Source organism: Achromobacter sp. ISS7, assembly GCF_056523125.1.
This window is the reverse complement of sequence record NZ_JAWRZD010000001.1, coordinates 2,792,456-2,814,808: the sequence shown is the minus strand read 5'-3', so window position 1 is coordinate 2,814,808 and position 22,353 is coordinate 2,792,456. Positions and strand designations below refer to the sequence as shown.

General features: G+C 65.8%; 23 protein-coding genes and 1 pseudogene. 17 read left to right on the top strand and 7 right to left on the bottom strand.

The features are described 5' to 3' along the window. Window positions 1–99: 99 nt before the first annotated feature. Both AC1HFW_RS12600 and AC1HFW_RS12595 read right to left on the bottom strand, forming a co-directional pair. Window positions 100–591: a hypothetical protein gene (locus AC1HFW_RS12600; RefSeq protein ID WP_006395888.1), complete on the bottom strand. Its 492-nt coding sequence runs from the start codon at window positions 589–591 to the stop codon at window positions 100–102. Window positions 592–724: 133 nt separating this feature from the next. Continuing rightward, a pseudogene (locus tag AC1HFW_RS12595) lies at window positions 725–1,303 on the bottom strand (TetR/AcrR family transcriptional regulator). A 144-nt stretch (window positions 1,304–1,447) separates the two neighbouring features. Between AC1HFW_RS12595 and AC1HFW_RS12590 the strand changes: the two are divergent. Both AC1HFW_RS12590 and AC1HFW_RS12585 read left to right on the top strand, forming a co-directional pair. Next, complete coding sequence (locus tag AC1HFW_RS12590; protein ID WP_479283669.1) at window positions 1,448–2,638, top strand: MFS transporter; 1,191 nt, start codon at window positions 1,448–1,450, stop codon at window positions 2,636–2,638. 83 nt (window positions 2,639–2,721) lie between these two features. Next, window positions 2,722–3,120, top strand: a complete 399-nt coding sequence (locus AC1HFW_RS12585; RefSeq protein WP_479283668.1) for a RidA family protein — start codon at window positions 2,722–2,724, stop codon at window positions 3,118–3,120. Window positions 3,121–3,148: 28 nt separating this feature from the next. Here AC1HFW_RS12585 and AC1HFW_RS12580 read toward each other — a convergent pair whose 3' ends face one another. Further along, complete coding sequence (locus AC1HFW_RS12580; protein ID WP_479283667.1) at window positions 3,149–4,066, bottom strand: LysR family transcriptional regulator; 918 nt, start codon at window positions 4,064–4,066, stop codon at window positions 3,149–3,151. Between the two features lie 143 nt (window positions 4,067–4,209). Here AC1HFW_RS12580 and AC1HFW_RS12575 point away from each other — a divergent pair, with 143 nt between their 5' ends. From AC1HFW_RS12575 to AC1HFW_RS12565, 3 genes are all read left to right on the top strand, one after another. Beyond that, complete coding sequence (locus AC1HFW_RS12575) at window positions 4,210–5,358, top strand: DSD1 family PLP-dependent enzyme (RefSeq protein WP_479283666.1); 1,149 nt, start codon at window positions 4,210–4,212, stop codon at window positions 5,356–5,358. A gap of 28 nt (window positions 5,359–5,386) precedes the next feature. Further along, window positions 5,387–5,782 (top strand): RidA family protein, encoded by a 396-nt coding sequence (locus tag AC1HFW_RS12570; RefSeq protein WP_479283664.1) that lies wholly within the window; start codon window positions 5,387–5,389, stop codon window positions 5,780–5,782. Window positions 5,783–5,895: 113 nt separating this feature from the next. After that, window positions 5,896–6,168, top strand: a complete 273-nt coding sequence (locus AC1HFW_RS12565; protein ID WP_006395880.1) for a hypothetical protein — start codon at window positions 5,896–5,898, stop codon at window positions 6,166–6,168. A 106-nt stretch (window positions 6,169–6,274) separates the two neighbouring features. On the opposite strand, the gene AC1HFW_RS12560 is transcribed toward AC1HFW_RS12565, so the two are convergent. After that, on the bottom strand, window positions 6,275–6,574 hold the full coding sequence (locus tag AC1HFW_RS12560; RefSeq protein ID WP_006395879.1) for a DUF2513 domain-containing protein: 300 nt from the start codon (window positions 6,572–6,574) through the stop codon (window positions 6,275–6,277). 122 nt (window positions 6,575–6,696) lie between these two features. Here AC1HFW_RS12560 and AC1HFW_RS12555 point away from each other — a divergent pair, with 122 nt between their 5' ends. From AC1HFW_RS12555 to AC1HFW_RS12535, 5 genes are all read left to right on the top strand, one after another. Beyond that, window positions 6,697–7,095: a hypothetical protein gene (locus AC1HFW_RS12555; RefSeq protein ID WP_006395878.1), complete on the top strand. Its 399-nt coding sequence runs from the start codon at window positions 6,697–6,699 to the stop codon at window positions 7,093–7,095. Window positions 7,096–7,185: 90 nt separating this feature from the next. Next, window positions 7,186–7,506 (top strand): hypothetical protein, encoded by a 321-nt coding sequence (locus AC1HFW_RS12550; RefSeq protein ID WP_006395877.1) that lies wholly within the window; start codon window positions 7,186–7,188, stop codon window positions 7,504–7,506. A gap of 370 nt (window positions 7,507–7,876) precedes the next feature. After that, window positions 7,877–8,080 (top strand): cold-shock protein, encoded by a 204-nt coding sequence (locus AC1HFW_RS12545; protein ID WP_006220190.1) that lies wholly within the window; start codon window positions 7,877–7,879, stop codon window positions 8,078–8,080. A gap of 207 nt (window positions 8,081–8,287) precedes the next feature. Further along, window positions 8,288–8,851, top strand: a complete 564-nt coding sequence (locus AC1HFW_RS12540; RefSeq protein WP_479283662.1) for a DUF924 family protein — start codon at window positions 8,288–8,290, stop codon at window positions 8,849–8,851. Window positions 8,852–9,139: 288 nt separating this feature from the next. Further along, a complete protein-coding gene (locus AC1HFW_RS12535; RefSeq protein ID WP_006225311.1) occupies window positions 9,140–9,346 on the top strand; it encodes a cold-shock protein in 207 nt (68 codons plus the stop codon). A 98-nt stretch (window positions 9,347–9,444) separates the two neighbouring features. Here the strand turns inward: AC1HFW_RS12535 and AC1HFW_RS12530 are convergent, their stop codons facing one another. Next, a complete protein-coding gene (locus AC1HFW_RS12530) occupies window positions 9,445–9,990 on the bottom strand; it encodes a TIGR00645 family protein (protein ID WP_006395875.1) in 546 nt (181 codons plus the stop codon). A gap of 258 nt (window positions 9,991–10,248) precedes the next feature. Here AC1HFW_RS12530 and loiP point away from each other — a divergent pair, with 258 nt between their 5' ends. From loiP to lon, 5 genes are all read left to right on the top strand, one after another. After that, the gene (gene loiP, locus AC1HFW_RS12525) at window positions 10,249–11,004 is read left to right on the top strand and encodes a metalloprotease LoiP (RefSeq protein WP_006395874.1); all 756 of its coding nucleotides are present in this window, start codon (window positions 10,249–10,251) and stop codon (window positions 11,002–11,004) included. A gap of 168 nt (window positions 11,005–11,172) precedes the next feature. Continuing rightward, complete coding sequence (gene tig / locus AC1HFW_RS12520; RefSeq protein ID WP_006395873.1) at window positions 11,173–12,483, top strand: trigger factor; 1,311 nt, start codon at window positions 11,173–11,175, stop codon at window positions 12,481–12,483. Between the two features lie 4 nt (window positions 12,484–12,487). Further along, window positions 12,488–13,141, top strand: a complete 654-nt coding sequence (gene clpP, locus AC1HFW_RS12515; RefSeq protein WP_006395872.1) for an ATP-dependent Clp endopeptidase proteolytic subunit ClpP — start codon at window positions 12,488–12,490, stop codon at window positions 13,139–13,141. A 95-nt stretch (window positions 13,142–13,236) separates the two neighbouring features. Beyond that, window positions 13,237–14,535, top strand: a complete 1,299-nt coding sequence (gene clpX, locus AC1HFW_RS12510; RefSeq protein ID WP_006395871.1) for an ATP-dependent Clp protease ATP-binding subunit ClpX — start codon at window positions 13,237–13,239, stop codon at window positions 14,533–14,535. 250 nt (window positions 14,536–14,785) lie between these two features. Then, window positions 14,786–17,236 carry an endopeptidase La gene (gene lon, locus AC1HFW_RS12505; protein ID WP_006395870.1) on the top strand — a complete coding sequence of 817 codons (2,451 nt, stop codon included), beginning with the start codon at window positions 14,786–14,788 and terminating at the stop codon, window positions 17,234–17,236. A gap of 111 nt (window positions 17,237–17,347) precedes the next feature. Here lon and lexA read toward each other — a convergent pair whose 3' ends face one another. Continuing rightward, the gene (gene lexA / locus AC1HFW_RS12500; RefSeq protein ID WP_162876245.1) at window positions 17,348–17,998 is read right to left on the bottom strand and encodes a transcriptional repressor LexA; all 651 of its coding nucleotides are present in this window, start codon (window positions 17,996–17,998) and stop codon (window positions 17,348–17,350) included. Between the two features lie 160 nt (window positions 17,999–18,158). After that, window positions 18,159–19,358 carry an amino acid aminotransferase gene (locus tag AC1HFW_RS12495; RefSeq protein WP_006395868.1) on the bottom strand — a complete coding sequence of 400 codons (1,200 nt, stop codon included), beginning with the start codon at window positions 19,356–19,358 and terminating at the stop codon, window positions 18,159–18,161. 170 nt (window positions 19,359–19,528) lie between these two features. On the opposite strand from AC1HFW_RS12495, the gene uvrB reads away from it, so the two are divergent. Further along, a complete protein-coding gene (gene uvrB, locus AC1HFW_RS12490) occupies window positions 19,529–21,562 on the top strand; it encodes an excinuclease ABC subunit UvrB (RefSeq protein ID WP_061074253.1) in 2,034 nt (677 codons plus the stop codon). A 248-nt stretch (window positions 21,563–21,810) separates the two neighbouring features. Next, complete coding sequence (locus tag AC1HFW_RS12485; RefSeq protein WP_006386176.1) at window positions 21,811–22,302, top strand: low molecular weight protein-tyrosine-phosphatase; 492 nt, start codon at window positions 21,811–21,813, stop codon at window positions 22,300–22,302. The last annotated feature ends 51 nt before the right edge of the window (window positions 22,303–22,353 follow it).

Sequence of the window (22,353 nt, the reverse complement as noted above, 5' to 3'; positions counted from 1 at the left end):
CACTGGACCTCCACAAGGGTGACCCAGCGTAGCAAAGAAGATTTCATCCTTCCATACTGCATTTGGATTACCGGCGGATTGCGTCCGGGGCGGTAGGCGTCAGTCCGCGGGCAGGCGGGTGAAGAGATTGGTGACGATCATCTGGTCGGGACGCTTGGCGCCCGGCTTGGCCGGCGGCATCAGCCTGTCCATTTCCTTGCGATCCTGCACGCGGGTGAGCGTCAGGTGGTCGCCCTGGATCTTCACGTAGCGGATGGAGGCCTCGCCGATCTCGTATTCGCTGGTGGATTGCTCCAGCGTCTGCTCGATGCGCTTGGCGTCGAGCCAGCGGTAGGTGCCGCTGGAAAGCGCGCCCGGGCCCTGCATCGACCAGGTGCCGTCGCTGCGGAATTCGGCCACGCCGGCGCCGCCGGACGGCTGCGGTGGCAGCGCTTGGCCGTCGACGGTGCGCAGCATGGTCTGGTGCCGCCACTTGCCGACGAGGGCTTGCGCGGCGGCTTGCTGCGCCGGCGGTTGGGCGGGCGCCGCGGCGGGCAATAGCGCGGTGCCGCCGAGCAGGGCGGCCAGGGCGTAAAGGCGCAGGAGCTTCATTTTGGTGGGGCGAGGGATCCGGGTTGCGGGGGCAGGGGCCGGTCTCCACGGGCGGCCCATCAAACGCAGTGTCGCATTATGCGCGACGACGGCGTTTGCCGCGAGTGCCGATCCCGCTCGCCGGTGGTCGCGGTCAGCGCCGGCGCAGGCCCGCCAGCAGCAGGTCCAGCGCCTGCAGTGCCTGCGCCAGCCGCGCCTGGCTGTCGTCCGCGGCGATCCAGAGGGCGCTGTCGGCCAGTCCGCCGTGCAGCATCCGCGCCAGCGCGTCGGGTTGGGCCGGGCCGATGACGCCTTGCGCCATCAGGGCCTGCAGCAGCGCGCCCAGCGACGCGGTGCACTGTTCCTGCGCGGCGGCGCCCTGGCCCAGCACCGCGCGCGCGTCCTGCAGCACGATGCGGCGGATCTCGGGCTCGGCCGCCATCGCCAGATAGGCCCGGCAGCGTTCGCGCAGGGCGGTCCAGGCATCGGGGGCGTCGCGCGAAATGGCCTGCAGCCGCGCCTCCATCTAGCCGTCGATCTGCGCCGCGACCGCCGCCAGCAAGCCCTGCTTGTCACCGAAATGGTGATACAACGCTCCTCGGGTCAGCCCGGCGGCGGCGGTCAGGTCGTCCATCGACGTGCCCGCATAGCCGGCTCGGCGGAACGACTCGCGTGCCGTCGCCAGCAGTTTTCCGCGGGTTTCTTCAATCATCTCGGCGCGCGATCGCGACATGGCTGGCTCCAGTGGCATACGAGGCGTATGTTAATTGACATACTTGACATACGCTAGGTATGTGAATACCATCTTGCATACGCTACGTATGTCAATCTGTCCGGCGGCGCCCATCGCCGGCTACAACATCCCCAGAGGTTCCGGGTGTCGAATCCCTATCGCGAATTGTTCCAGGCGCCCGGCGGCGCCGGTTTTGTCGCCGCCTGCGCCGTGGCGCGGCTGGCCCTGCCCATGATCGGCATCGGCATCATCACCATGCTGTCCCAGGTGCGCGGCGCCTACACCCTGGCCGGCGCGGTAGCGGCCACCTTCGCGCTGGCCACCGCCTTGCTGGCGCCGCGCATTTCGCGCCTGGTGGACCGCCATGGCCAGGGGCGCATCCTGCCGCTGGCGGCCGGCGCCTGCGTGGCCGGGCTGGCGGGCCTGGCCGCCTGCGTGCGCTTGCAGGCGCCCGACTGGACGCTGTTCGTGTTCGCGGCGCTGGCGGGCAGCCTGCCGAGCATGCCGGCCATGGCGCGGGCCCGCTGGACCGAGATCTACCGCGACCGGCCGCAATTGCGCACCGCCTACGCCCTCGAGTCGGTGTTCGACGAACTAAGCTTCATCATTGGCCCGCCGCTGGCGGTGGGCCTGTGCGTGATCCTGTTCCCCGAGGCCGGCCCGCTCGGCGCGGCGCTGTTGCTGGGCCTGGGCGTGACCGCCTTCGTGCTGCAACGGGCCACCGCGCCGGCGGTGCAGCCGCGCGAGGCGGGCCGCGAGTCCTCGGTGCTGGGCGTGCCGCTGATGCGCCAGCTGACCGCCATGATGGCCGCCATGGGCGTCATCGTCGGCACCATCGACGTCATGAGCGTGGCCTTCGCCCGCCAGCAGGGCCTGCCCGCCGGCGCCAGCGTGGTGCTGTCGGCCTATGCCCTGGGATCGTGCGTGGCCGGCCTGGCGTTCGGCGTGCTGAAATTCCAGATGCCGCTGGCGCGCATGCTGGCCATCGCCGCCAGCGTGACCGCCTTCACCACCTTGCCGCTGCTGTGGGTCGGCGATCTGCTGACGCTGTCGCTGGGCGTGCTGCTGGCCGGCCTGTCGTTCGCGCCGACCATGATCATCGCCATGGCGATGGTGGAAGGCAGCGTGCCGGGCCGCCGTCTCACCGAAGGCCTGACCTGGCTGGTGACGGGCCTGGGGGCGGGCGTCGCGGCGGGCGCCGCGCTGGCGGGGTGGATCGTCGATCGCCATGGCGTGGGCGCGGGCTTCTGGACCGCGGCGGGCGCGGGAGCGGTGGTGCTGCTGGTCGCGGTCTACGCGGCGCGTGGCGCCCGGCCCGCCACCGCCGCCGCCTGAGCGCGGCCGGGGCGGACATCCAAGGCATCTAGAATGCCGGCAACGCCGCGCCGCGGGGCGGGGCGTCCACAAGGAGAACAAACATGTCCCGAACCGTCGTCAATCCCGATACCGTCTTCAACACCGTGCAATATGGCTTCAGCCAGGCCGTCATCGTCACGGGCCAGCGCCGCATGCTGCTGTCCGGCCAGGTCGGCGTCGACGCCCGCGAGCGCACCGTCGGCCCCGGCCTGCGCGAGCAGACCGACGCCGCGCTGGACAACATCGGGCGCGTGCTGGCCGCGGCGGGCGGCACACTGGCGCAGGTGATCATGCTGCGCATCTACATCTGCGAGACGGCGCGCGAGGATCAGGAAGCGATCGCGCAGGCGCTGCGCGACCGCTTCCCGGTCGATCCGCCGCCGTCGTCCTGGATCATCGTCAGCGGCTTGTCGCTGCCCGAATGGCTGGTCGAGATCGAGGCCGAGGCCATGCTGGACTGATCCGGCGGGGCCGCGGCCGGCGCGCGCCTCAGGCGGTCGCCTTGTCGCGCCACGGCGTGGCCGCGAACGCCTCGCGCAGGTGGGCGAGGAAGCCGGCGGTGCGCGCCGGCAGCTCCTGGCGCGATTTCACCAGCGCCACCACATTGGCCTCGGGCAGGGTCCAGCCCGGCAGCAGCGGCACCAGGGCGCGCGTTTTCACATGCTCGGCCACATCCCATTCCGACCGGGCCACGATGCCGTGGCCGGCCAGGGCCCAGGCCACCGCGGCGGCGCCGGCGTTGCTGGACAGCACCGGCGCGATGCGCACCCCCACCGCCGGTCCGCGCCCGCGCTTGAAGCGCCACAGGGTCACGTCCTCCTCGTTCTCACGCAGGGCGATGCAGTCGTGTTCGCGCAGATCCTCGGGCTTGGCGGGCGCGCCGTGGCGCGCCAGGTAGGCGGGCGAGGCGCACAGGATGCGCCGGTTCGGCGCCAGCGGATAGGCCACCAGGGTCGAATCGCGCAGCTCGCCGATGTGGATCATCACGTCCCAGTCGTCGCTGGCCAGGCGCGGCGGCCCGTCCGACAGGATCAGGCTGGCGGTCACGTTCTCGCTTTCCTTGCGAAAGCCGGCCACCAGCCCGGCGACGTAGCGCTGGCCGAAGCCCAGCGGCGCCACCACGCGCAGGTGGCCGGCCACCACGCCGCGCCGGCCGACCAGTTCATCGGCCAGGTCGTTCAATTCGCCGCAGATCTGGCTGGCCCGCAGCGCCAGCAGCCGGCCCTCGTCGGTCAGCGCGGTGCCGCGTCCCGAGCGGTTGACCAGCCGCACCCCCAGGCGCTTTTCCAGCGCATGCAGGCGTTGCGTCACGGCGGGCGGCGTCACGTCCAGCGCGCGCGCCGCCTGCGCCAGCGAGCTGGTGGCCGCCAGGCTCAGGAAGAAACGCAGGTCGTCCGTCGTGATCATTCAGAAACGCCTTAATGATTGATTAAGTCCTTATTAAACACGCAAGCCGCGTGGCGCGCCATACTGCGGGCATGCGGTCGCGTCCCGGGCGGCGCCCGCCTCCGTTTCCATTTTTCCGCCCCTCCTGTTCCGTCGATACCGCCATGACCACTGCCTCCGCCATCCTCGATACGCTGGAAACGCCCTGCCTGCTGCTGGACGAGACCCGCATGACGCGCAATATCGAGCGCCTGAACGGCCTGATGGCCGGCCACGGCGTGCAATTGCGTCCGCATCTGAAGACGCCCAAGTCGATCGAGGTGGCGCGCCGCGTCATGACGCGGCCCGAGGGGCCCGCGGCGGTGTCGACGCTGCAGGAAGCCGAGCAGTTCGCCGCCGCCGGCGTGACCGACCTGCTGTACGCCGTGGGCGTGGCGCCGGCCAAGCTCGGCCGCGTGCTGGCGCTGCGCCGCCAGGGCATCGACCTGACCGTGGTGGTCGACAGCATCGACGCCGCCGAAGCGCTGGCGGCGCGCGCCCGGGAAGAGGGCGCCGCCATTCCCGCCTTGATCGAGATCGATTGCGACGGCCATCGCGCCGGCGTGCAGCCGGGCCACACCGACCAGTTGCTGGCGATCGCGCGGGCCCTGCATGCCGTCGACAGCCTGCGCGGCGTCATGACCCACGCCGGTGAATCCTACGGCTGCCGCAGCGTGCAGGCCATCGCCGACATGGCGGAGCAGGAACGCGCGGCCGCGGTCGGTTGCGCCCAGGCCATCCGCGCGGCGGGCCTGCCGTGTCCGGTGGTGAGCGTGGGCTCGACGCCCACCGCGCATTTCGCCCGCAACCTGGAAGGCGTGACGGAAGTGCGCGCCGGCGTCTACGTGTTCTTCGACCTGGTCATGGCGGGACTCGGCGTCTGCGAGGTGGACGACATCGCCGCCACCGTGCTGACCACCGTGATCGGCCACCAGCCCGACAAGGGCTGGATCCTGGTGGACGCGGGCTGGATGGCCATGTCGCGCGACCGCGGCACGGCCAAGCAGCCGGTGGACCAGCTGTACGGGCTGGTGTGCGATGCCGACGGCAAGGTCTATCCCGACCTGCTGCTGGCCAAGACCAACCAGGAGCAGGGCATTATCAAGCTGCGCGCCGGCAGCGGCGCCGCCTTGCCGGAACTGCCGCTGGGCACCAAACTGCGGATCGTGCCGAACCACGCCTGCGCCACCTGCGCCCAGCACGACGCCTACGCGGTCGTGCGCGACGGCGACCGCCGTGTCGTGGCGCAATGGCAGCGCTTTCGCGGCTGGTAAGTCCGGCCGCCCCGCATAAGGAATCGAGATGGACCTGATCCACACCCCCCACGCCACGCCGCCGGCGGGCCATTATTCGCAGGCCGTGCGCGCCAACGGCTTCGTGTTCGTTTCCGGGCAACTGGGCTTTCTGCCCGCCGCCAGCCCGGGCGAACGGCCGCAACTGGCGCTGGGCGTCGCCGCGCAGACCGAGGCCGCGCTGCGCAGCATGGCCGCCATCCTGCAGGCCGCCGGCGCGTCGATGGCGTCGGTGGTCAACGTCACGGTCTACATTCCCGACGTCGGCCTCTGGAACGAGGTGAACAGCGTCTACGAGCGCAGCTTCGGCGACCACAAACCGGCCCGCGCGATCGTGCCGACGCGTGAATTGCACTATGGCGCGCTGGTGGAAATCAGCGCCGTCGCGGTGGTTCCCCAGGGCTGAGCCACGCACCGGAGGCAGCCCGGTCCGCCCGCCTGCCGCCATCCTCGGGGACGGATGGGGCGCCCGGCCACCTATAATGCGGGCGCCGCAACATCCCAGGGGAGTCCGTCCGCATGCAGTACGAATACCTGTTCTGGTCCATGGCCGCCATGGTGGCGGTGGCATTGGTGGGTGGGTCGCTCTGCGGCCGCCTGCGCTCACCCGGCCGGGTGCTGGCGGGCGTGGCCGTGCTGGCCGCGGCGGTCTGCGCCAGCGTGGTGGTGCTGTCGCGGTCGGCCGGTTTCGGCGACCAGGCGGCGATGCTGGCGATCGCCGCGTTCATGTTCAGTCTGGTGATCGGCGCCGCCGCCGCGCTGCTGACGCGGCGTATCCTGCGGCGCCATTGAGCGCCGCGGCAGCCGGATCGCCCAGGGGATCCGACCTGCGCGGCAGGCGAGGGCGGCGCGTGGCCGCCATCTCAGCGGTGGGCCCGGCTGGCGGGCCGCGAACCGCTCATTCCTCGTCGTCGAAGTCCTCGTCCTCTTCGTCTTCCTCGTCCTGTTCCAGGGCGTCGTAGCCCTTCCAGGTGATGCGCCAGCGCGTGTCGCCGGCCGTCGCCGTCGTTTCGCTGATCTGCTTGACCAGGCCGGCGTCGGCCAGCAGGTCCAGGTGGTGCGCAATCAGCTGCAGGCCTTGTTCCTGCGCGTGGGGCGCCAGGGCGGCCTCCTTGATGTCATGGGTGCTCAGGTTGGGGCCCGCCGCGTCGCGCAGGGCTCCCAGGATCGTGACGACCAGATCGAAATCGCGTTGCATGATGTCCGCCGTATGGGGTTGGGGTGGAACAGCCCACAATAGCAGAGTTCCGTGGCGACGACGCGACAGCCGGCCGGGTCGGGTTACAGTGCGGGATTACCGATTACAGATAGGCTGTATCAATGAAGAAACCCGCCGAGCGCGATTGCCTCGCCCTGATCCCTGGCTACACCGGCCAGGCCGCCAAGCTGTTCCTGACGCGCACCGAGGAAGGCGCCATTGCCGGCGTCACCGTGTTCGATCTGCTGGGGCACGTCAAGCAAGAGGGCGATGCCCAGGCCGCCGCCGACTGGGTGGCCAACTGGCTCGCGCAAGAAGCCGACAACCGCAAGGCGCGCCGCACGCAGCTGCTGGCCCAGATGTTCCTGTGCAAGCTGGTGGGCGACGAGAAGGCCGTGTTCCTGGACGCCCAGAAGCCGCTGCTGGCCGCGCTGGCCGCGGCCGGGGTGCGCAGCCGTAGCGTGGCCGCCACGTCCGGCGCCGCCCGTCGCTCGCTGGGACCGGCTGTCAGGAAGCCTTAGCATAAGGCTGTTATAGTCGCGCCTGGGCGTGTACGCATCCGTGCGAGCGCGCCCAGGCGGGCCTGGCCCGCAAGTCAAGGAAGAGTGATCATGGAAATACTGAGTCGGCATGTTGCCGACGTGGCGGGCGGCGTTGAGCTGCACACAACGCTGGATGGCGAGAGCATCAGCGTCTATGTCGTGACCGATGTGGACGATCTCAATGCGATTGCCGACATCGTCCCCCCCGAAAAAGTCGAAGCCGGCGCGGACATACACGCCGCCAGTGTCGACAATGTTGATAATGCGCAAGAACAAATCGACCAAGTCCTGGAAAATATGAATCCCGGCGACGTGGCGGTTTTCCTTTGCTCGGGCCCCGACGCTTTCGGCGCGGCGCTCGACCTGTTGGGTTTACCTATCGACGAGTAAGCCTGACGGCAAACCAAAGTGCCCGTCCAAACGGCGTATGCATCCAATACGCTCTTTGGCGGCATTTATATAAGCCTTGATTGTTTTTTTATGATGCGTGGGTGTTTACACCTATGCAGGACTTCTTTTTCCCTATGAAAACGTGCAAATTCTGTTCGCAGTTTCTCTTTGTTGCATTATTGGCACGTATTTTTTAGGATTATGTTGACTTGTGAGGGGAACATAACGATAGTGTCGGCACACGATCACAAGCGTTGCGATTTTCGTTCAGTGCCGTGCCTTTTCCGGCTCAGCGTTATTGTTCTACTGTCCCCTCCTTGATTGATTCGTGACCTCCGGGCATTTGCCCATTATCTCTAGGAAATACAGTATGGAAACCGGCGTCGTTAAGTGGTTCAACTCGGAAAAAGGCTATGGCTTCATCACCCCGGAAGCGGGTGGTAAGGACCTGTTCGCTCACTTCTCCGAAATTCAGGGCTCGGGCTTCAAGTCTCTGGAAGAGAACCAGCGCGTCAGCTTTGTGACGGCCAATGGCCCCAAGGGCCCGCAAGCCACGAAGATCCAGGTCCTGTAAGGTTCTGGCTTTTCGGAAAAGCCCCTTCGGGGGCTTTTTTGCATCTGGGCTCCCCGTGGGGAGCCCTTTTCGTTGGCGGCGCCCGCAAGGCCCCTGGCGCGCGCCACGAGGCCATCCCGCGCCCGTACCTGGCCGCACGCGGTATCCTTGCCCCTGTCTCCCGCCGCACCGCCTGGCCGGACCCGCCATCGATTGAGGACGATCTCCATGACCCACCCTGTCCAAGCCCCCGTATCCCTGACGCCGCAGGACGTCGTCGCGTTCTGGCGCGACGCCGGGCCGCAGCAATGGTTCAACAAGGACGCGGCCTTCGACGAGCGCTTCCGCCAGCATTGCGGCGCCGCCCACATGGCCGCCGCCGCGCGCCAGCTGGACGCCTGGCTGGACGAGCCGGACGGCGCGCTGGCATTGATGATCCTGCTGGACCAGTACCCCCGCAACGCCTACCGCGGCACCGCCCACATGTTCGCCACCGACCCGCTGGCGCTGCTGTTCGCCGAACGCGCCATCGCCGCCGGCCACGACCTGGCCGTCGACCCGGCGCTGCGCCAGTTCTTCTACATGCCCTTCGAGCACGCCGAGACCGTGGCCGCGCAGAACCGCGCGGTCGCGCTGATGGAGCCGCTGGGCGCCGACTCGGTGCGCTGGGCCGTCCTGCATCGCGACATCATCAAGCGCTTCGGCCGCTTTCCCCATCGCAACGCCGCGCTGGGCCGCCAGACCACCCAGCCCGAGCAGGAGTTCCTGGCCTCCGGCGGCTTCGCCGGCTGAGCCGCGGGGCATGGCCGTTCGACGTGAGCGTATCGGCTTGTATCGATGCATGGCGAGTTGAAAGATCCCGCTGCGCCGGCCAGGATGCGGGCGCGGCGCGGGCGCCGGGATCGCCGCATATTTGACGTTTTTCGGGGTTCGCCAATACACTGGGTTCAGCGAGATTTTCAAGAGACGCGGTCTGCGTTTAACTTGTCGCGGTCAGTGGTGCTGCGGTTGCTTTCCTCTCCCATCCTTGATCATCTGGCGCCCCGCGAGCAATCGCTTCTTTAGGTTCGAGGAAATTCCATGGCAACCGGCATCGTCAAGTGGTTCAACGCCGAAAAAGGGTATGGCTTCATCATGCCCGACGACGGCAGCAAGGATCTGTTCGCCCACTACTCGGAAATCCGCAGCGAAGGCTACAAGTCGCTGCAGGAAAACCAGCGCGTCACGTTCGAGGTCGGTACCGGCCCCAAGGGTCCCAGCGCCAAGAACATCAAGGTGGCGGCCTGAGTACAGGTCCACGGCGGGCCGTATCCGGCCAGCCGTAATGAAAAAGCCCCGACACGCCAGTGCCGGGGCTTTTCTTTTCCCGCGCGGCGCGGGGCGGTTCAGTGCTTGGGGTGCGACGGCGTGGACAGCTTGTCGACCAGGGCGATGCCCAGCGCCGACAGGATGAACAGCGCGTGGATGATGGTCTGCCACATCACGCCCGCTTCCGAGAAGCGCGCGTTGGGCGTGCCCAGCGTGCCGGCCTCGATGAACGTGCGCAGCAGGTGGATCGACGAGATGCCGATGATGGCCATGGCCAGCTTGACCTTGAGGACGCTGGCATTGACGTGGCTGAGCCATTCCGGCTGGTCCGGATGGCCTTGCAGGCGCAGGCGCGAGACGAAGGTCTCGTAGCCGCCGACGATCACCATCACCAGCAGGTTCGAGATCATCACCACGTCGATCAGGCCCAGCACCAGCAGCATGATCTCCATTTCGCCGAAGCTGTTGGCGTGCGTCAGCAGATGCCAGAGCTCCTTCAGGAACAGCATGACGTAGACGCCCTGGGCGACGATCAGTCCCAGATAGAGCGGCAGTTGCAGCCAGCGCGAGCTGAAAATCAGGCTGGGCAGCAGGCCAAGACGGGGAGGGGTGTTGGGGGTCATGATGGGTGCGAGCCGTTATAGGGATACGGAAAAAGTGCGGCGGCAATTCTAACAACGCCGCGCCATCCTGGGATTTGTTTTTGATGACGGATTTATGGCGGGGCAGGGGTACTTACCACGGTAAGAAGTCTTTCGCATGCCTTTTATGTAAGAGAAATGCGCATTTGCGAAACTCTGTGGCGAAACGGTTTGAGAGCTTTGGCCGTATATAGAATTGCCGCCTCACTCGCACAGAGTCAGTCAAGAGGAGTTTTTTCCATGAAGATCCGCTACACCGTTGCCGCGCTGGCCGTCGCACTTGCCCCTTATTCCGCGTCGCATGCCCTCGATATCGGGGGACTGGTGGGCGCCGGCAGCAAGGTGGTGCAGGCCGCCACCCTGAGCGATGCCGAAATCAAGACCTTGTCGGACAAGGCTTGCGCGCAAAGCGATTCCCAGGAAAAGATTGCCGCCCCGGGCAGCAAGTACGACGTGCGCCTGCAGAAGATCGCCAAGCAGCTGGGCGGCACCGTCAACGGCCAGAAGGCCAGCTACAAGGTCTACATCACCAAGGACGTCAACGCCTGGGCCATGGCCAACGGCTGCATCCGCGTCTACAGCGGCCTGATGGACATGATGACCGACGACGAAGTGCTGGGCGTGGTCGGCCATGAAATCGGCCACGTGGCGCTGGGCCACAGCAAGAAGGCCATGCAGACCGCCTACACGGTCTCGGCCGCGCGCGACGCCGCCGGCGCCGCCGGTGGCGCCACGATCGCCGCCCTGAACTCGTCGCAGCTCGGCGACCTGACCGAGAAGTTCGTCAACGCGCAGTTCTCGCAGTCGCAGGAAAGCGCCGCCGACGACTACTCGTTCGACCAGCTGCAGGCCAAGAAGCTGAACACCCGCGGCCTGGTGACGGCGTTCCAGAAGCTGGCCGAGCTGGACGGCGGCAAGAGCGATATGATGAGCTCGCACCCGTCCTCCGCCAAGCGCGCGCAGCACATCGAGGATCGCATCGCCAAGGCCAAGTAAAGCGCCCTGGCGCGCCATTTGACGCCCTTTCCGGGCGGAAAACGGGGCGCGAGCATCCGGGCTTATCCGGGTGCTCGCGCCCCTTTGCGTCAGGGGTCCGGAAGTTTCCGGTAAAATGCCGCGTTTATCCGCCCGTCATCTCATATCTTTCGGAAAATAGGTCTTTTAATGCAGCCTGTGGTTGAAACCCTCTCCGGCCTCGAGCGCCGTGTTGATCTGGCCGTCTCGGTGGCCGACGTCGAAAAGGAAGTCCAGGCGCAATTGAAGCGCGTGGCTCGTACCGCCAAGGTTCCCGGCTTCCGTCCCGGCAAGGCGCCGCTCGCCATGCTCGAGCGCAGCCATGGCCCCGGCATTCGCTACGACGTGATCAACAGCCAGGTCGGCCGTGCATTCGAACAAGCCGTCGACGGCGCCAAGCTGCGCGTCGCTGGCGCCCCGAACCTGGAACCCAAGACGGAAGGCGTCGGCGAAGACACGCTGGCCTTCACCGCCACCTTCGAGGTCTACCCCGAAGTCGCCGTGCCGGATCTGTCGGCCCTGGCCGTGACCCGCTATGAAACCGCCGTCACCGACGCCGAAGTGCAGCAGACCCTGGACGTCCTGCGCAAGCAGCGCGCCACGTTCGAAGCCCGCGAAGGCCGCGCCTCGCAAGACGGCGACCGCGTCACGCTGGACTTCGCCGGCACCATCGACGGCGTGCCGTTCGAAGGCGGCAAGGCCGAAGACTTCCCGTTCGTGCTCGGCCAAGGCCGCATGCTGCCGGAATTCGAAGAAGCCGCCCGCGGCCTGAAGGCTGGCGAAAGCAAGGTCTTCCCGCTCAAGTTCCCCGATGACTACCAAGGCAAGGAAGTCGCCGGCAAGACCGCCGAATTCACCATCACCGTCAAGGAAGTGGCTGAAGGCGTGCTGCCCGAACTGAACGCCGAATTCGCCAAGTCGCTCGGCCAGGCCGAAGGCGACGTCGAAAAGCTCAAGGCCGACATCCGCAGCAACATCGAACGCGAAGTCAAGGTGCGCTCGCAAGGCCGCACCAAGTCCAGCGTGATGGACGCCCTGGTCGAGGCCGGCAAGTTCGACGTGCCGAAGTCGCTGATCGACAACGACGTGCAAGGCCGCATCGCCGCCGCTCGCGAAGAGCTCAAGCAGCGTGGCGTGCCCAACGCCGAGTCGGTGCCGATCCCCGCCGAAGCCTTCTCCACCGAATCCGAGCGCCGCGTGCGCCTGGGCCTGCTGGTGTCCGAACTGGTCAAGCAAGCCCAGCTGCAAGCCAAGCCGGAACAGGTTCGTGCCCGCATCGAGGAATTCGCGGAAAACTACGAACAACCCGCCCAGGTTGTCAGCTATTACCTGGCCGACCGCCAGCGTCGTGCTGAAATCGAGGCTATCGTGCTCGAAGACAACGTCGTCGCGCACGTTCTGGACAAGGCCAAGGTCACCGACGAAAAGGTGCCTTTCGATCAGTTGATGGGGATGGCGTAACACTATGCAGAGATTCACCGATTTCTATGCGGCAATGAATGGCGGGTCTTCGGTGACCCCCACCGGCCTGGGCTACATTCCCATGGTGATCGAGCAGTCGGGGCGCGGCGAACGCGCCTACGACATCTATTCGCGTCTGCTCCGCGAGCGGCTCATTTTCCTGGTGGGTCCGGTCAACGACGCGACGGCCAACCTGGTCGTGGCGCAGTTGCTGTTCCTGGAATCGGAGAATCCTGACAAGGACATTTCCCTGTACATCAACTCGCCTGGCGGGTCGGTGTACGCGGGCATGGCCATCTACGACACCATGCAGTTCATCAAGCCGGACGTGTCGACCCTGTGCACCGGCCTGGCGGCCAGCATGGGCGCCTTCCTGCTGGCGGCTGGCAAGAAGGGCAAGCGCTTCACCTTGCCCAACTCGCGCATCATGATCCACCAGCCCTCGGGCGGCGCCCAGGGCCAGGCCTCCGACATCCAGATCCAGGCTCGCGAGATCCTGGACCTGCGCGAGCGTCTCAATCGCATCCTGGCCGACAACACCGGCCAGTCGATCGAGCGCATCGCCCTGGACACGGAACGTGACAACTTCATGTCCGCCGAAGATGCGGTATCGTATGGACTGGTCGACAAGGTGATGACCTCCCGTTCGGAAGGCTGACTTCCCGGTTGAGTCCCACCCGCTGTTGCCATGTTTGAGTAAGCGCCGGGCCCTTCACCCGGTCCGGCGCTTCTTTACCTGAGATACGAATACATATGCCAGAAAAAAAGGGATCGGCAGACGCTAAAGTGCTGCATTGCTCGTTTTGCAATAAAAGCCAGCACGAAGTCCGCAAGCTGATCGCGGGTCCGTCCGTATTCATCTGCGATGAATGCATCGACCTGTGCAACGACATCATCCGCGAGGAAGCGCAGGCGACCGCGCGCGCGGCGATTCGTTCCGAGCTGCCCACTCCGGCTGAAATCAAGACGTTCCTCGACCAGTACGTGATCGGGCAGAGCTCGCCCAAGCGCATGCTGGCGGTGGCCGTCTACAACCACTACAAGCGCATCCGCCACGGCGAGATCAAGGGCGACGAAGTCGAGCTGTCCAAGAGCAACATCATGCTGATCGGCCCCACCGGGTCGGGCAAGACGCTGCTGGCGCAGACCCTCGCGCGCATGCTGAATGTGCCGTTCGTCATGGCCGACGCCACCACGCTGACCGAAGCCGGTTACGTCGGTGAGGACGTCGAGAACATCATTCAGAAGTTGCTGCAGAACTGCAACTACGAAGTCGAGAAGGCGCAGCGCGCCATCATCTACATCGATGAAATCGACAAGATTTCCCGCAAGTCCGACAACCCGTCCATCACCCGCGACGTGTCGGGCGAGGGCGTGCAGCAGGCGCTGCTCAAGCTGATCGAAGGCACGGTGGCCTCGGTGCCGCCGCAGGGCGGGCGCAAGCACCCCAACCAGGACTTCGTCCAGGTCGACACGACCAACATCCTGTTCATCGTCGGCGGCGCCTTCGACGGGCTGGAAAAGGTCATTCGCGACCGCACCGAAAAGTCCGGCATCGGCTTCTCGGCGGCCGTGCGCGCCAAGTCCGAGCGCGGCGTGGGCGAGCTGTTCTCCGAGGTCGAACCCGAAGACCTGATCAAGTTCGGACTGATCCCCGAACTGGTCGGCCGTCTGCCGGTGGTCGCCACGCTGGACGAGCTCGACGAGGCCGCCCTGGTGCAGATCCTCACCGAGCCCAAGAACGCCCTGCTCAAGCAATTCCAGAAGCTGTTCGCCATGGAAGGCGCCGAGCTGGACGTGCGCCCCGCCGCACTCAAGGCCATCGCCCGCAAGGCGCTCAAGCGCAAGACCGGCGCCCGTGGCCTGCGTTCCATCATCGAGCAGGCCCTGCTCGACACCATGTATGACCTGCCGTCGCAAGGCAACGTCAAGCGCGTGGTGCTCGACGAAGGCGCGATCGAAGGCGAGGGCAAGCCCTTGCTGATCTACGCCGACGAAGAGGGGACGGCCGAAAAGCCGGAGCGCGGGGAAGTCCGCGACGCTGCGGCCTGACGGATATTTCAAAAAAACCCGTTTCCGTAACGGGTTTTTTTGTCTCCGGCGCCTGATTGAACGCACACTGCCAGGGTGTGTCCAATAAAACGGGATACCGGCCGCCGATTTTTTTGCCGTTTTGTTTATCCGGCCGCCGGGACCTTGAATTTTCGGCTATTGTTCCCATAACAGACGTAACCGACGGGGCTGTCCGGGTATACCCGGTCATCCTGTCCCCGATACGCCGAGTCATACCGAGGAACCTCCTATGTCTGCCAGCCAGACCCTGCCTTCCGACCCGATCGACCTTCCCCTGCTGCCACTGCGCGACGTCGTGGTGTTCCCGCACATGGTCATCCCGCTGTTCGTCGGCCGACCGCGCTCCATCCGCGCGCTCGAGGTTGCGATGGAAGCGGGCAAGAGCATCATGCTTGTGGCCCAAAAATCCGCCGGCAAGGATGATCCCACTCCCGAAGACGTCTACGAGATCGGCTGCGTTGCCGGCATCCTGCAGATGCTCAAGTTGCCCGACGGCACCGTCAAGGTGCTGGTCGAAGGCACCCAGCGCGCCCGCATCAACAGCATCGAGGACGCCGATTCGCACTTCACCTGCCAGGTCACCCCGATCGAGCCGGACGCCGTCCAGGGCTCCGAGACCGAGGCCCTGCGCCGCGCGATCGTCGCCCAGTTCGAGCAATACGTAAAACTCAACAAGAAGATCCCCCCGGAGATCCTGACCTCGCTCGCCGGCATCGATGACGCCGGTCGCCTGGCCGACACGATCGCCGCGCATCTTCCGCTGAAACTCGAGCAGAAGCAGAAGATGCTCGAGATCGTCGGCACCTCCGAGCGCCTCGAAGGCCTGCTCACGCAGCTGGAAACCGAAATCGACATCCTCCAGGTCGAGAAGCGGATCCGCGGCCGCGTGAAGAAGCAGATGGAAAAGAGCCAGCGCGACTACTACCTGAATGAGCAGGTCAAGGCCATTCAGAAGGAGTTGGGCGAGGGCGAAGAGGGCGCCGACATCGAGGAGCTCGAAAAGAAGATCATCGCCGCGCACATGCCCAAGGAGGCACGCAAGAAGGCCGATGCCGAGCTCAAGAAGCTCAAGCTCATGTCGCCCATGTCGGCCGAAGCCACCGTGGTGCGCAACTACATCGATACGCTCATCAACCTCCCCTGGAGGAAGAAGAGCAAGATCAACAACTCCATCTCCAACGCCGAGACCGTGCTCGACAACGACCACTACGGCCTGGAGAAGGTGAAGGAACGCATCCTCGAATATCTCGCGGTGCAGCAGCGCGTCGACAAGGTCAAGGCGCCGATCCTGTGCCTGGTCGGTCCTCCGGGGGTCGGCAAGACCTCGCTGGGCCAGTCCATCGCCAAGGCCACGAACCGCAAGTTCGTGCGCATGGCCCTGGGCGGCGTGCGCGACGAAGCCGAGATCCGCGGCCACCGTCGTACGTACATCGGCTCGATGCCCGGCAAGATCGTCCAGAACATGTCGAAGGTCGGCGTGCGCAATCCCCTGTTCCTGCTCGATGAAATCGACAAGCTGGGCATGGATTTCCGCGGCGATCCCTCGTCGGCGCTGCTCGAAGTGCTGGACCCGGAACAGAACCACACGTTCCAGGACCACTACATCGAAGTCGACTTCGACCTGTCGGACGTCATGTTCGTGGCCACCAGCAACACGCTGAACATTCCGCCGGCCCTACTGGACCGGATGGAAGTGATCCGCCTGTCGGGCTACACCGAGGAAGAAAAGATCCACATCGCCCGCGACCATCTGCTGCCCAAGCTGATGAAGAACAACGGCGTCAAGGATACCGAGCTGACCGTCGATGACAGCGCGCTGCGCGACATCGTGCGCTACTACACCCGCGAAGCCGGTGTGCGCGCGCTCGAACGCGAAGTGGGCAAGATCTGCCGCAAGGTGATCAAGCAGTTGCTGACCCAGAGTGATCGCGCCAAGGCCGAAGGCAAGACCTTCGAACTCAAGCCGGTCAATGTCACGGGCGACAACCTCAGCGATTACCTCGGCGTGCGCCGCTACACCTTCGGCATGGCCGAAAAGGAAAACCAGATCGGTCAGGTGACCGGCTTGGCCTGGACGGAAGTCGGCGGCGACTTGCTCACGATCGAAGTGGCGGACATGCCCGGCAAGGGCGTGATCCAACGCACCGGCTCGCTCGGCGACGTGATGAAGGAATCGGTCGAGGCGGCCCGCACGGTGGTGCGCTCGCGGGCGCGTCGCCTGGGCTTTGCCGACAGCGTGTTCGAGAAGCACGACATGCACGTGCACGTGCCGGAAGGCGCGACGCCCAAGGACGGTCCGTCCGCCGGTATCGCGATCACCACGGCCATGGTGTCGGCCCTGTCGCGCATCCCGGTGCGCGCCGACGTCGCCATGACCGGCGAGATCACGCTGCGTGGCGAAGTCCTGCCGATCGGCGGCCTGAAGGAAAAGCTGCTGGCCGCCCACCGCGGTGGCATCAAGACGGTCTTGATCCCGGAAGAAAACGTCAAGGATTTGGCGGAGATCCCGGACAACGTCAAGAACCATCTCGAGATCGTGCCGGTCCGCTGGATCGACAAGGTGCTGGAACTGGCCCTGGAACGCCTGCCGGAGCCGCTGGCTGAAGACGAAGCGGTCAAGGAACCGCTGGTCGCCAAGCCGGCGGAACCGGGCTCGACGGATCCGGTGCTCAAGCACTGATGCCTGGCCCGAGGCGCCCCGCAAGGGGCGGCCTTCAAAAAGAAACCCCGCTTGCGCGGGGTTTCTTTTTTTGGCGCGGCGATCGAACCGGCGCCGGAACAAGCGGGGAAATCAGTGCAGCGTGTGCGGCCGGATCAGCCCGACCGCGATGCCTTCCAGCGCGAATTCCTGGTCGGCTTCGACCACGATGACATTGAAATCGGGGTTCTCGGGCAGCAGTTCGATGCGGCCGTTCTGGCGCTGCAGGCGCTTGACGGTGACGTCGTCGCCCAGCCGCGCCACCACGATCTGGCCATTGCGGGCCTCGGACGCCTTCTTGACGGCCAGCAGGTCGCCTTCGAGGATGCCGGCGTCGCGCATGCTCATGCCGCGTACCTTGAGCAGGTAGTCGGGGGTCTGCGCGAACAGGCTGGTATCGACGCCGATCTCGCGTTCGACGTGCTCGGCCGCCAGGATCGGGCTGCCAGCGGCCACCCGGCCCACCAGCGGCAGCAGCAGCTGCGCCAGGCCGGGCAGGGGCAGCGGCGCCTGGGTCTGGGCGGGCGAGGCGTCCTTCAGGCGGATGCCGCGCGAGGCGCCGGCGGTGAGCTCGATGGCGCCCTTGCGGGCCAGCGCCTTCAGATGGTCTTCGGCCGCGTTGGGCGAGCGGAATCCGAGGGCCTGGGCGATCTCGGCGCGGGTGGGCGGAAAGCCGGTGCGCGCGACGGTTTGCCGGATGAGGTCCAGGATTTGCTGTTGACGATCAGTGAGTTTGCTGGCCATGGCGATGATCCGTTGGTGAGTCGGACTGTACATATATACAGCGGCATTCTGGGGGACATAACGCAAAAAAGCAAGCGCGGATCGGGCGCGGCCACCAAGCGGGCAATAAAAACGGGACCCGAAGGTCCCGTTTGGGGTTGGCGCAGGCCGGCGGGGCGCTTTACAGCACCGCGGCGATGCCCTTGGCCACCTGGTCGATGTTGCCGCTGTTGAGCGCGGCGACGCAGATGCGGCCGCTGGAGACGGCGTAGACGCCATGCTCTTCGCGCAGGCGGTCGACCTGGGCCGAGGTCAGGCCGGAGTACGAGAACATGCCGCGCTGCTCCAGCACGAAGCTGAAGTCCTGCTTGCCGCCGTGTTCCTTGATCTTCTCGACCAGCTGCTTGCGCATCAGGCGGATGCGGTCGCGCATGGCGCCGAGTTCTTCTTCCCACATGGCGAACAGCTCGGGCGAGTTCAGCACCGTGGAGACGATCGTGCCGCCGTGGGTGGGCGGGTTGGAATAGTTGGTGCGGATGACGCGCTTGAGCTGGCTCAGCACGCGGACGGCTTCGTCCTTGCTGCCGGAGACGACGGTCAGGGCGCCGACGCGCTCGCCGTACAGCGAGAACGACTTCGAGAACGACGAGCTGATGAACATGGTCAGGTCGAGGTCGGCGAACAGGCGCACGACGGCGGCGTCCTCACGCAGGCCTTCGCCGAAGCCCTGGTAGGCGATGTCCAGGAACGGCACCAGCTTGTTTTCCTTGACGACCGCGGCGATCTGCTTCCATTGGTCGAAGGTCGGGTCGACGCCGGTCGGGTTGTGGCAGCAGGCGTGCAGCACGACCACGGTGTTGGCCGGCGCGGCCTTCAAGGCGGCCAGCATGCCGTCGAAGTTCAGGCCGCGGGTGGCGGCGTCGTAGTAGGCGTAGGTGCCGACTTCGAAACCGGCGCGTTCGAACAGCGCGCGGTGGTTTTCCCAGCTGGGATCGCTGATCAGGACCTTGGAGGTCGGCAGCAGCTGGCGCAGGAAGTCGGCGCCGATCTTGAGCGCGCCGGTGCCGCCCAGGGCCTGGGTGGTCAGGACGCGGCCGGCGGCGACCAGCGGGGAATCCTTGCCGATCAGCAGGGCTTGCGCGCCCTGGTTGTAGCCGGCGATGCCTTCGATCGGCAGGTAGCCGCGGGCGGCGGCGGCCTCGATGCGGGCGATTTCCGCCTTGCGCACGGCGCCCAGCAGGGGAATGCGACCCTGGTCGTCGTAGTACACGCCCACGCCCAGATTGACTTTACCGGGGCGGGTATCCGCGTTGTATTGTTCGTTCAGACCAAGAATGGGGTCGCGCGGCGCGAGTTCGACGGAATCGAAAAGGGTGCTCATGGGACTCTGCTGAGGGTGAGTGGACGCAGTCGGAAGTGCTGTGGATAATGGGGGGTTTACCCTGGGAACAGTCTAGCATGCCTAAGAGCGCAATAGACCCGAGCGCGGCGGGTGCCGCAGCCGTTGGCTCCGTCACCGACGGGGCGGCCGATACGGCCGCTGGCGCTGCCGTGGCGGCCCCAGGCGCGGGGTTCGTCGATTACCCCGACAGCCCGTTCCACCTGTATCAACCGTATCCGCCCGCCGGCGACCAGCCGGGCGCCATCGACGGGCTGATCCAGGGCGTGCAGGACGGCCTGATGTACCAGACCCTGCTGGGCGTGACCGGCTCGGGCAAGACCTACACCATGGCCAACGTCATCGCCCAGTTGGGACGGCCGGCGCTGGTGCTGGCGCCCAACAAGACGCTGGCGGCGCAGCTGTACGCGGAAATGCGCGAGTTCTTCCCCAAGAACGCGGTGGAATACTTCGTCTCGTACTACGACTATTACCAGCCCGAGGCCTACGTGCCGACGCGCGACCTGTTCATCGAAAAGGACTCGTCGATCAACGAGCACATCGAGCAGATGCGCCTGTCGGCCACCAAGAGCCTGCTGGAACGCCGCGACACCATCATCGTCGGCACGGTGTCGTGTATCTACGGTATCGGCAATCCGGGCGATTACCACGCGATGGTGCTGATCCTGCGCGCCGGCGACCAGATCTCGCGGCGCGAGATCCTGGCGCGGCTGGTGGCCATGCAGTACACCCGCAACGACGCCGAATTCACGCGCGGCGTGTTCCGCGTGCGCGGCGAGACCATCGACATCTTCCCGGCGGAAAGCGCCGAGCTGGCGCTGCGCCTGACGCTGTTCGATGACGAAATCGAAAGCCTCGAGCTGTTCGATCCGCTGACCGGCCGCATCCGCCAGAAGCTGCCGCGCTTCACCGTCTACCCCGGCTCGCACTACGTGACGCCGCGCGACACGGTGCTGCGCGCCATCGAGACCATCAAGGAAGAACTGCGCGAGCGCACCAAGCGCTTCATCGATGACGGGCACCTGGTCGAGGCCCAGCGCCTGGAGCAGCGCACCCGCTTCGACCTGGAAATGCTGCAGGAACTGGGTTTCTGCAAGGGCATCGAGAACTACTCGCGCCATCTGTCGGGCGCCGCGCCCGGCGAGCCGCCGCCCACGCTGATCGACTACCTGCCGGGCGACGCGCTGATGTTCATCGACGAGAGCCACGTCACCATCGGCCAGCTCAGCGCCATGTATCGCGGCGACCGCTCGCGCAAGGAAACCCTGGTGCAGTACGGTTTTCGCCTGCCGTCGGCGTTGGACAACCGGCCGCTCAAGCTCGAGGAGTTCGAGGCCCGCATGCGCCAGTGCGTGTTCGTTTCGGCCACGCCCGCGGCCTATGAAAAGGAACATGCCGACAACGTGGTCGAGCAGGTGGTGCGGCCCACCGGCCTGGTCGACCCGATCGTCGAGGTGCTGCCGGCCCGCACGCAGGTCGACGACCTGCTGGGGCAGATCAAGGTGCGCACGGACCTGGGCGAGCGCGTGCTGGTCACCACCCTGACCAAGCGCATGGCCGAGGACCTGACCGACTTCCTGACCGAACATGGGGTGCGGGTGCGCTATCTGCACTCCGACATCGACACGGTCGAGCGCGTGGAAATCATCCGCGACCTGCGCCTGGGCACGTTCGATGTGCTGGTGGGCATCAACCTGCTGCGCGAGGGCCTGGACATTCCGGAAGTGTCGCTGGTGGCCATCCTGGACGCCGACAAGGAAGGTTTCCTGCGTTCCGAGCGCAGCCTGATCCAGACCATCGGGCGCGCCGCGCGCAACCTGAACGGCCATGCCATCCTGTACGCCGACCGCATCACTGATTCGATGCAGCGCGCCATGGAGGAAACCAGCCGCCGCCGCGCCAAACAACTGCAATTCAACGCCGACCACGGCATCACCGCCCGCGGCGTGCAGAAGGCCGTGCGAGAGCTGATCGACGGCATCGTCGCCCCGGTGCAGCACGATGCGCTGGAAGCCGCGGTCCCGGCCGAATTGCTCAAGGACGAAAAGGCCCTGGCGCGCGAGATCAAGCGCCTGGAAAAGCTGATGATGGACCATGCCCGCAACCTCGAGTTCGAGCAGGCCGCCGCCGCCCGCGATGCCCTGACGGCGCTCAAGCAGCGGGTGCTGCTGGATGGCGCGGTATGAGGTTGGCGGGTATCTAAATGTATCTATACGCTGACAACGTGCTGAATATCGGGAAAAGTCATCATGTTGTCAGCGGACGTCCGAAATTTGCGCAAATGATCCATCCGGGGCCCTCCGGGAAGCTTCAAATGTAGTTGTTAACTATTTGATTTATTGGCGTTATTTAAGGCAGTGGGCTGGCTTGTAACGGATGGCGAAAACACAAAAAAAGCTTGCCTTATCTCGGGTTTTCCCGCACACTTACTCCCATGATGACCAAGGTACTTTTCGTTTGCATGGGCAATATCTGTCGCTCGCCGAGCGCAGAGGGCGTGTTTCGCCATTTGGTGAACGACGCGGGTTTGGGCGATGTGGTTCGCATCGACTCCGCGGGCACGCACGCGTTTCACATCGGCGAGGCGCCTGATGCCCGGGCGCAGGCCGCAGCGCGCAAGCGCGGCTACGAGATCACGCACTGCGAGGCCCGCCAGGTCACCGCGGAGGACTTCCGCGACTTCGACCTCATCCTCGCCATGGATTGGGACAACCTGTCCGCCATGCAGCAGCAGTGCCCCAAGGCGTACCAGCACAAGTTGATGCTGCTGATGCGCTTCGCCAACGAGTTCGAAGAAGCCACCGTGCCCGATCCGTACTACGGCGGCGCCGACGGTTTCGGCAAGGTGCTGGACTACCTCGAAGACGCCTGTCAGGGCGTGCTCGAACTGGTCCGTAAGCGCGCTACCCAATACCAGGCGGCGTGATGCCCCCTGTGCGCCGGCGCGCCCCGTAGGGCGGCTGGGCGATTGGCAGTG

Excerpts from the sequence above, each read along its gene's own strand:
- AC1HFW_RS12535 (WP_006225311.1), top strand. The coding sequence starts at position 9,140 with ATGGCAACCGGCATCGTCAAGTGGTTCAACGCCGAAAAAGGGTATGGC.
- AC1HFW_RS12575 (WP_479283666.1), top strand. The coding sequence starts at position 4,210 with ATGACCACTGCCTCCGCCATCCTCGATACGCTGGAAACGCCCTGCCTG.
- AC1HFW_RS12550 (WP_006395877.1), top strand. The coding sequence starts at position 7,186 with ATGGAAATACTGAGTCGGCATGTTGCCGACGTGGCGGGCGGCGTTGAG.
- AC1HFW_RS12565 (WP_006395880.1), top strand. The coding sequence starts at position 5,896 with ATGCAGTACGAATACCTGTTCTGGTCCATGGCCGCCATGGTGGCGGTG.
- lon (WP_006395870.1), top strand. The coding sequence starts at position 14,786 with ATGTCTGCCAGCCAGACCCTGCCTTCCGACCCGATCGACCTTCCCCTG.
- loiP (WP_006395874.1), top strand. The coding sequence starts at position 10,249 with ATGAAGATCCGCTACACCGTTGCCGCGCTGGCCGTCGCACTTGCCCCT.
- clpP (WP_006395872.1), top strand. The coding sequence starts at position 12,488 with ATGCAGAGATTCACCGATTTCTATGCGGCAATGAATGGCGGGTCTTCG.
- tig (WP_006395873.1), top strand. The coding sequence starts at position 11,173 with ATGCAGCCTGTGGTTGAAACCCTCTCCGGCCTCGAGCGCCGTGTTGAT.
- AC1HFW_RS12580 (WP_479283667.1), bottom strand. The coding sequence starts at position 4,066 with ATGATCACGACGGACGACCTGCGTTTCTTCCTGAGCCTGGCGGCCACC.
- AC1HFW_RS12495 (WP_006395868.1), bottom strand. The coding sequence starts at position 19,358 with ATGAGCACCCTTTTCGATTCCGTCGAACTCGCGCCGCGCGACCCCATT.
- AC1HFW_RS12540 (WP_479283662.1), top strand. The coding sequence starts at position 8,288 with ATGACCCACCCTGTCCAAGCCCCCGTATCCCTGACGCCGCAGGACGTC.
- AC1HFW_RS12530 (WP_006395875.1), bottom strand. The coding sequence starts at position 9,990 with ATGACCCCCAACACCCCTCCCCGTCTTGGCCTGCTGCCCAGCCTGATT.
- AC1HFW_RS12545 (WP_006220190.1), top strand. The coding sequence starts at position 7,877 with ATGGAAACCGGCGTCGTTAAGTGGTTCAACTCGGAAAAAGGCTATGGC.
- AC1HFW_RS12570 (WP_479283664.1), top strand. The coding sequence starts at position 5,387 with ATGGACCTGATCCACACCCCCCACGCCACGCCGCCGGCGGGCCATTAT.
- AC1HFW_RS12485 (WP_006386176.1), top strand. The coding sequence starts at position 21,811 with ATGATGACCAAGGTACTTTTCGTTTGCATGGGCAATATCTGTCGCTCG.
- AC1HFW_RS12600 (WP_006395888.1), bottom strand. The coding sequence starts at position 591 with ATGAAGCTCCTGCGCCTTTACGCCCTGGCCGCCCTGCTCGGCGGCACC.
- clpX (WP_006395871.1), top strand. The coding sequence starts at position 13,237 with ATGCCAGAAAAAAAGGGATCGGCAGACGCTAAAGTGCTGCATTGCTCG.
- AC1HFW_RS12555 (WP_006395878.1), top strand. The coding sequence starts at position 6,697 with ATGAAGAAACCCGCCGAGCGCGATTGCCTCGCCCTGATCCCTGGCTAC.
- AC1HFW_RS12585 (WP_479283668.1), top strand. The coding sequence starts at position 2,722 with ATGTCCCGAACCGTCGTCAATCCCGATACCGTCTTCAACACCGTGCAA.
- lexA (WP_162876245.1), bottom strand. The coding sequence starts at position 17,998 with ATGGCCAGCAAACTCACTGATCGTCAACAGCAAATCCTGGACCTCATC.
- AC1HFW_RS12560 (WP_006395879.1), bottom strand. The coding sequence starts at position 6,574 with ATGCAACGCGATTTCGATCTGGTCGTCACGATCCTGGGAGCCCTGCGC.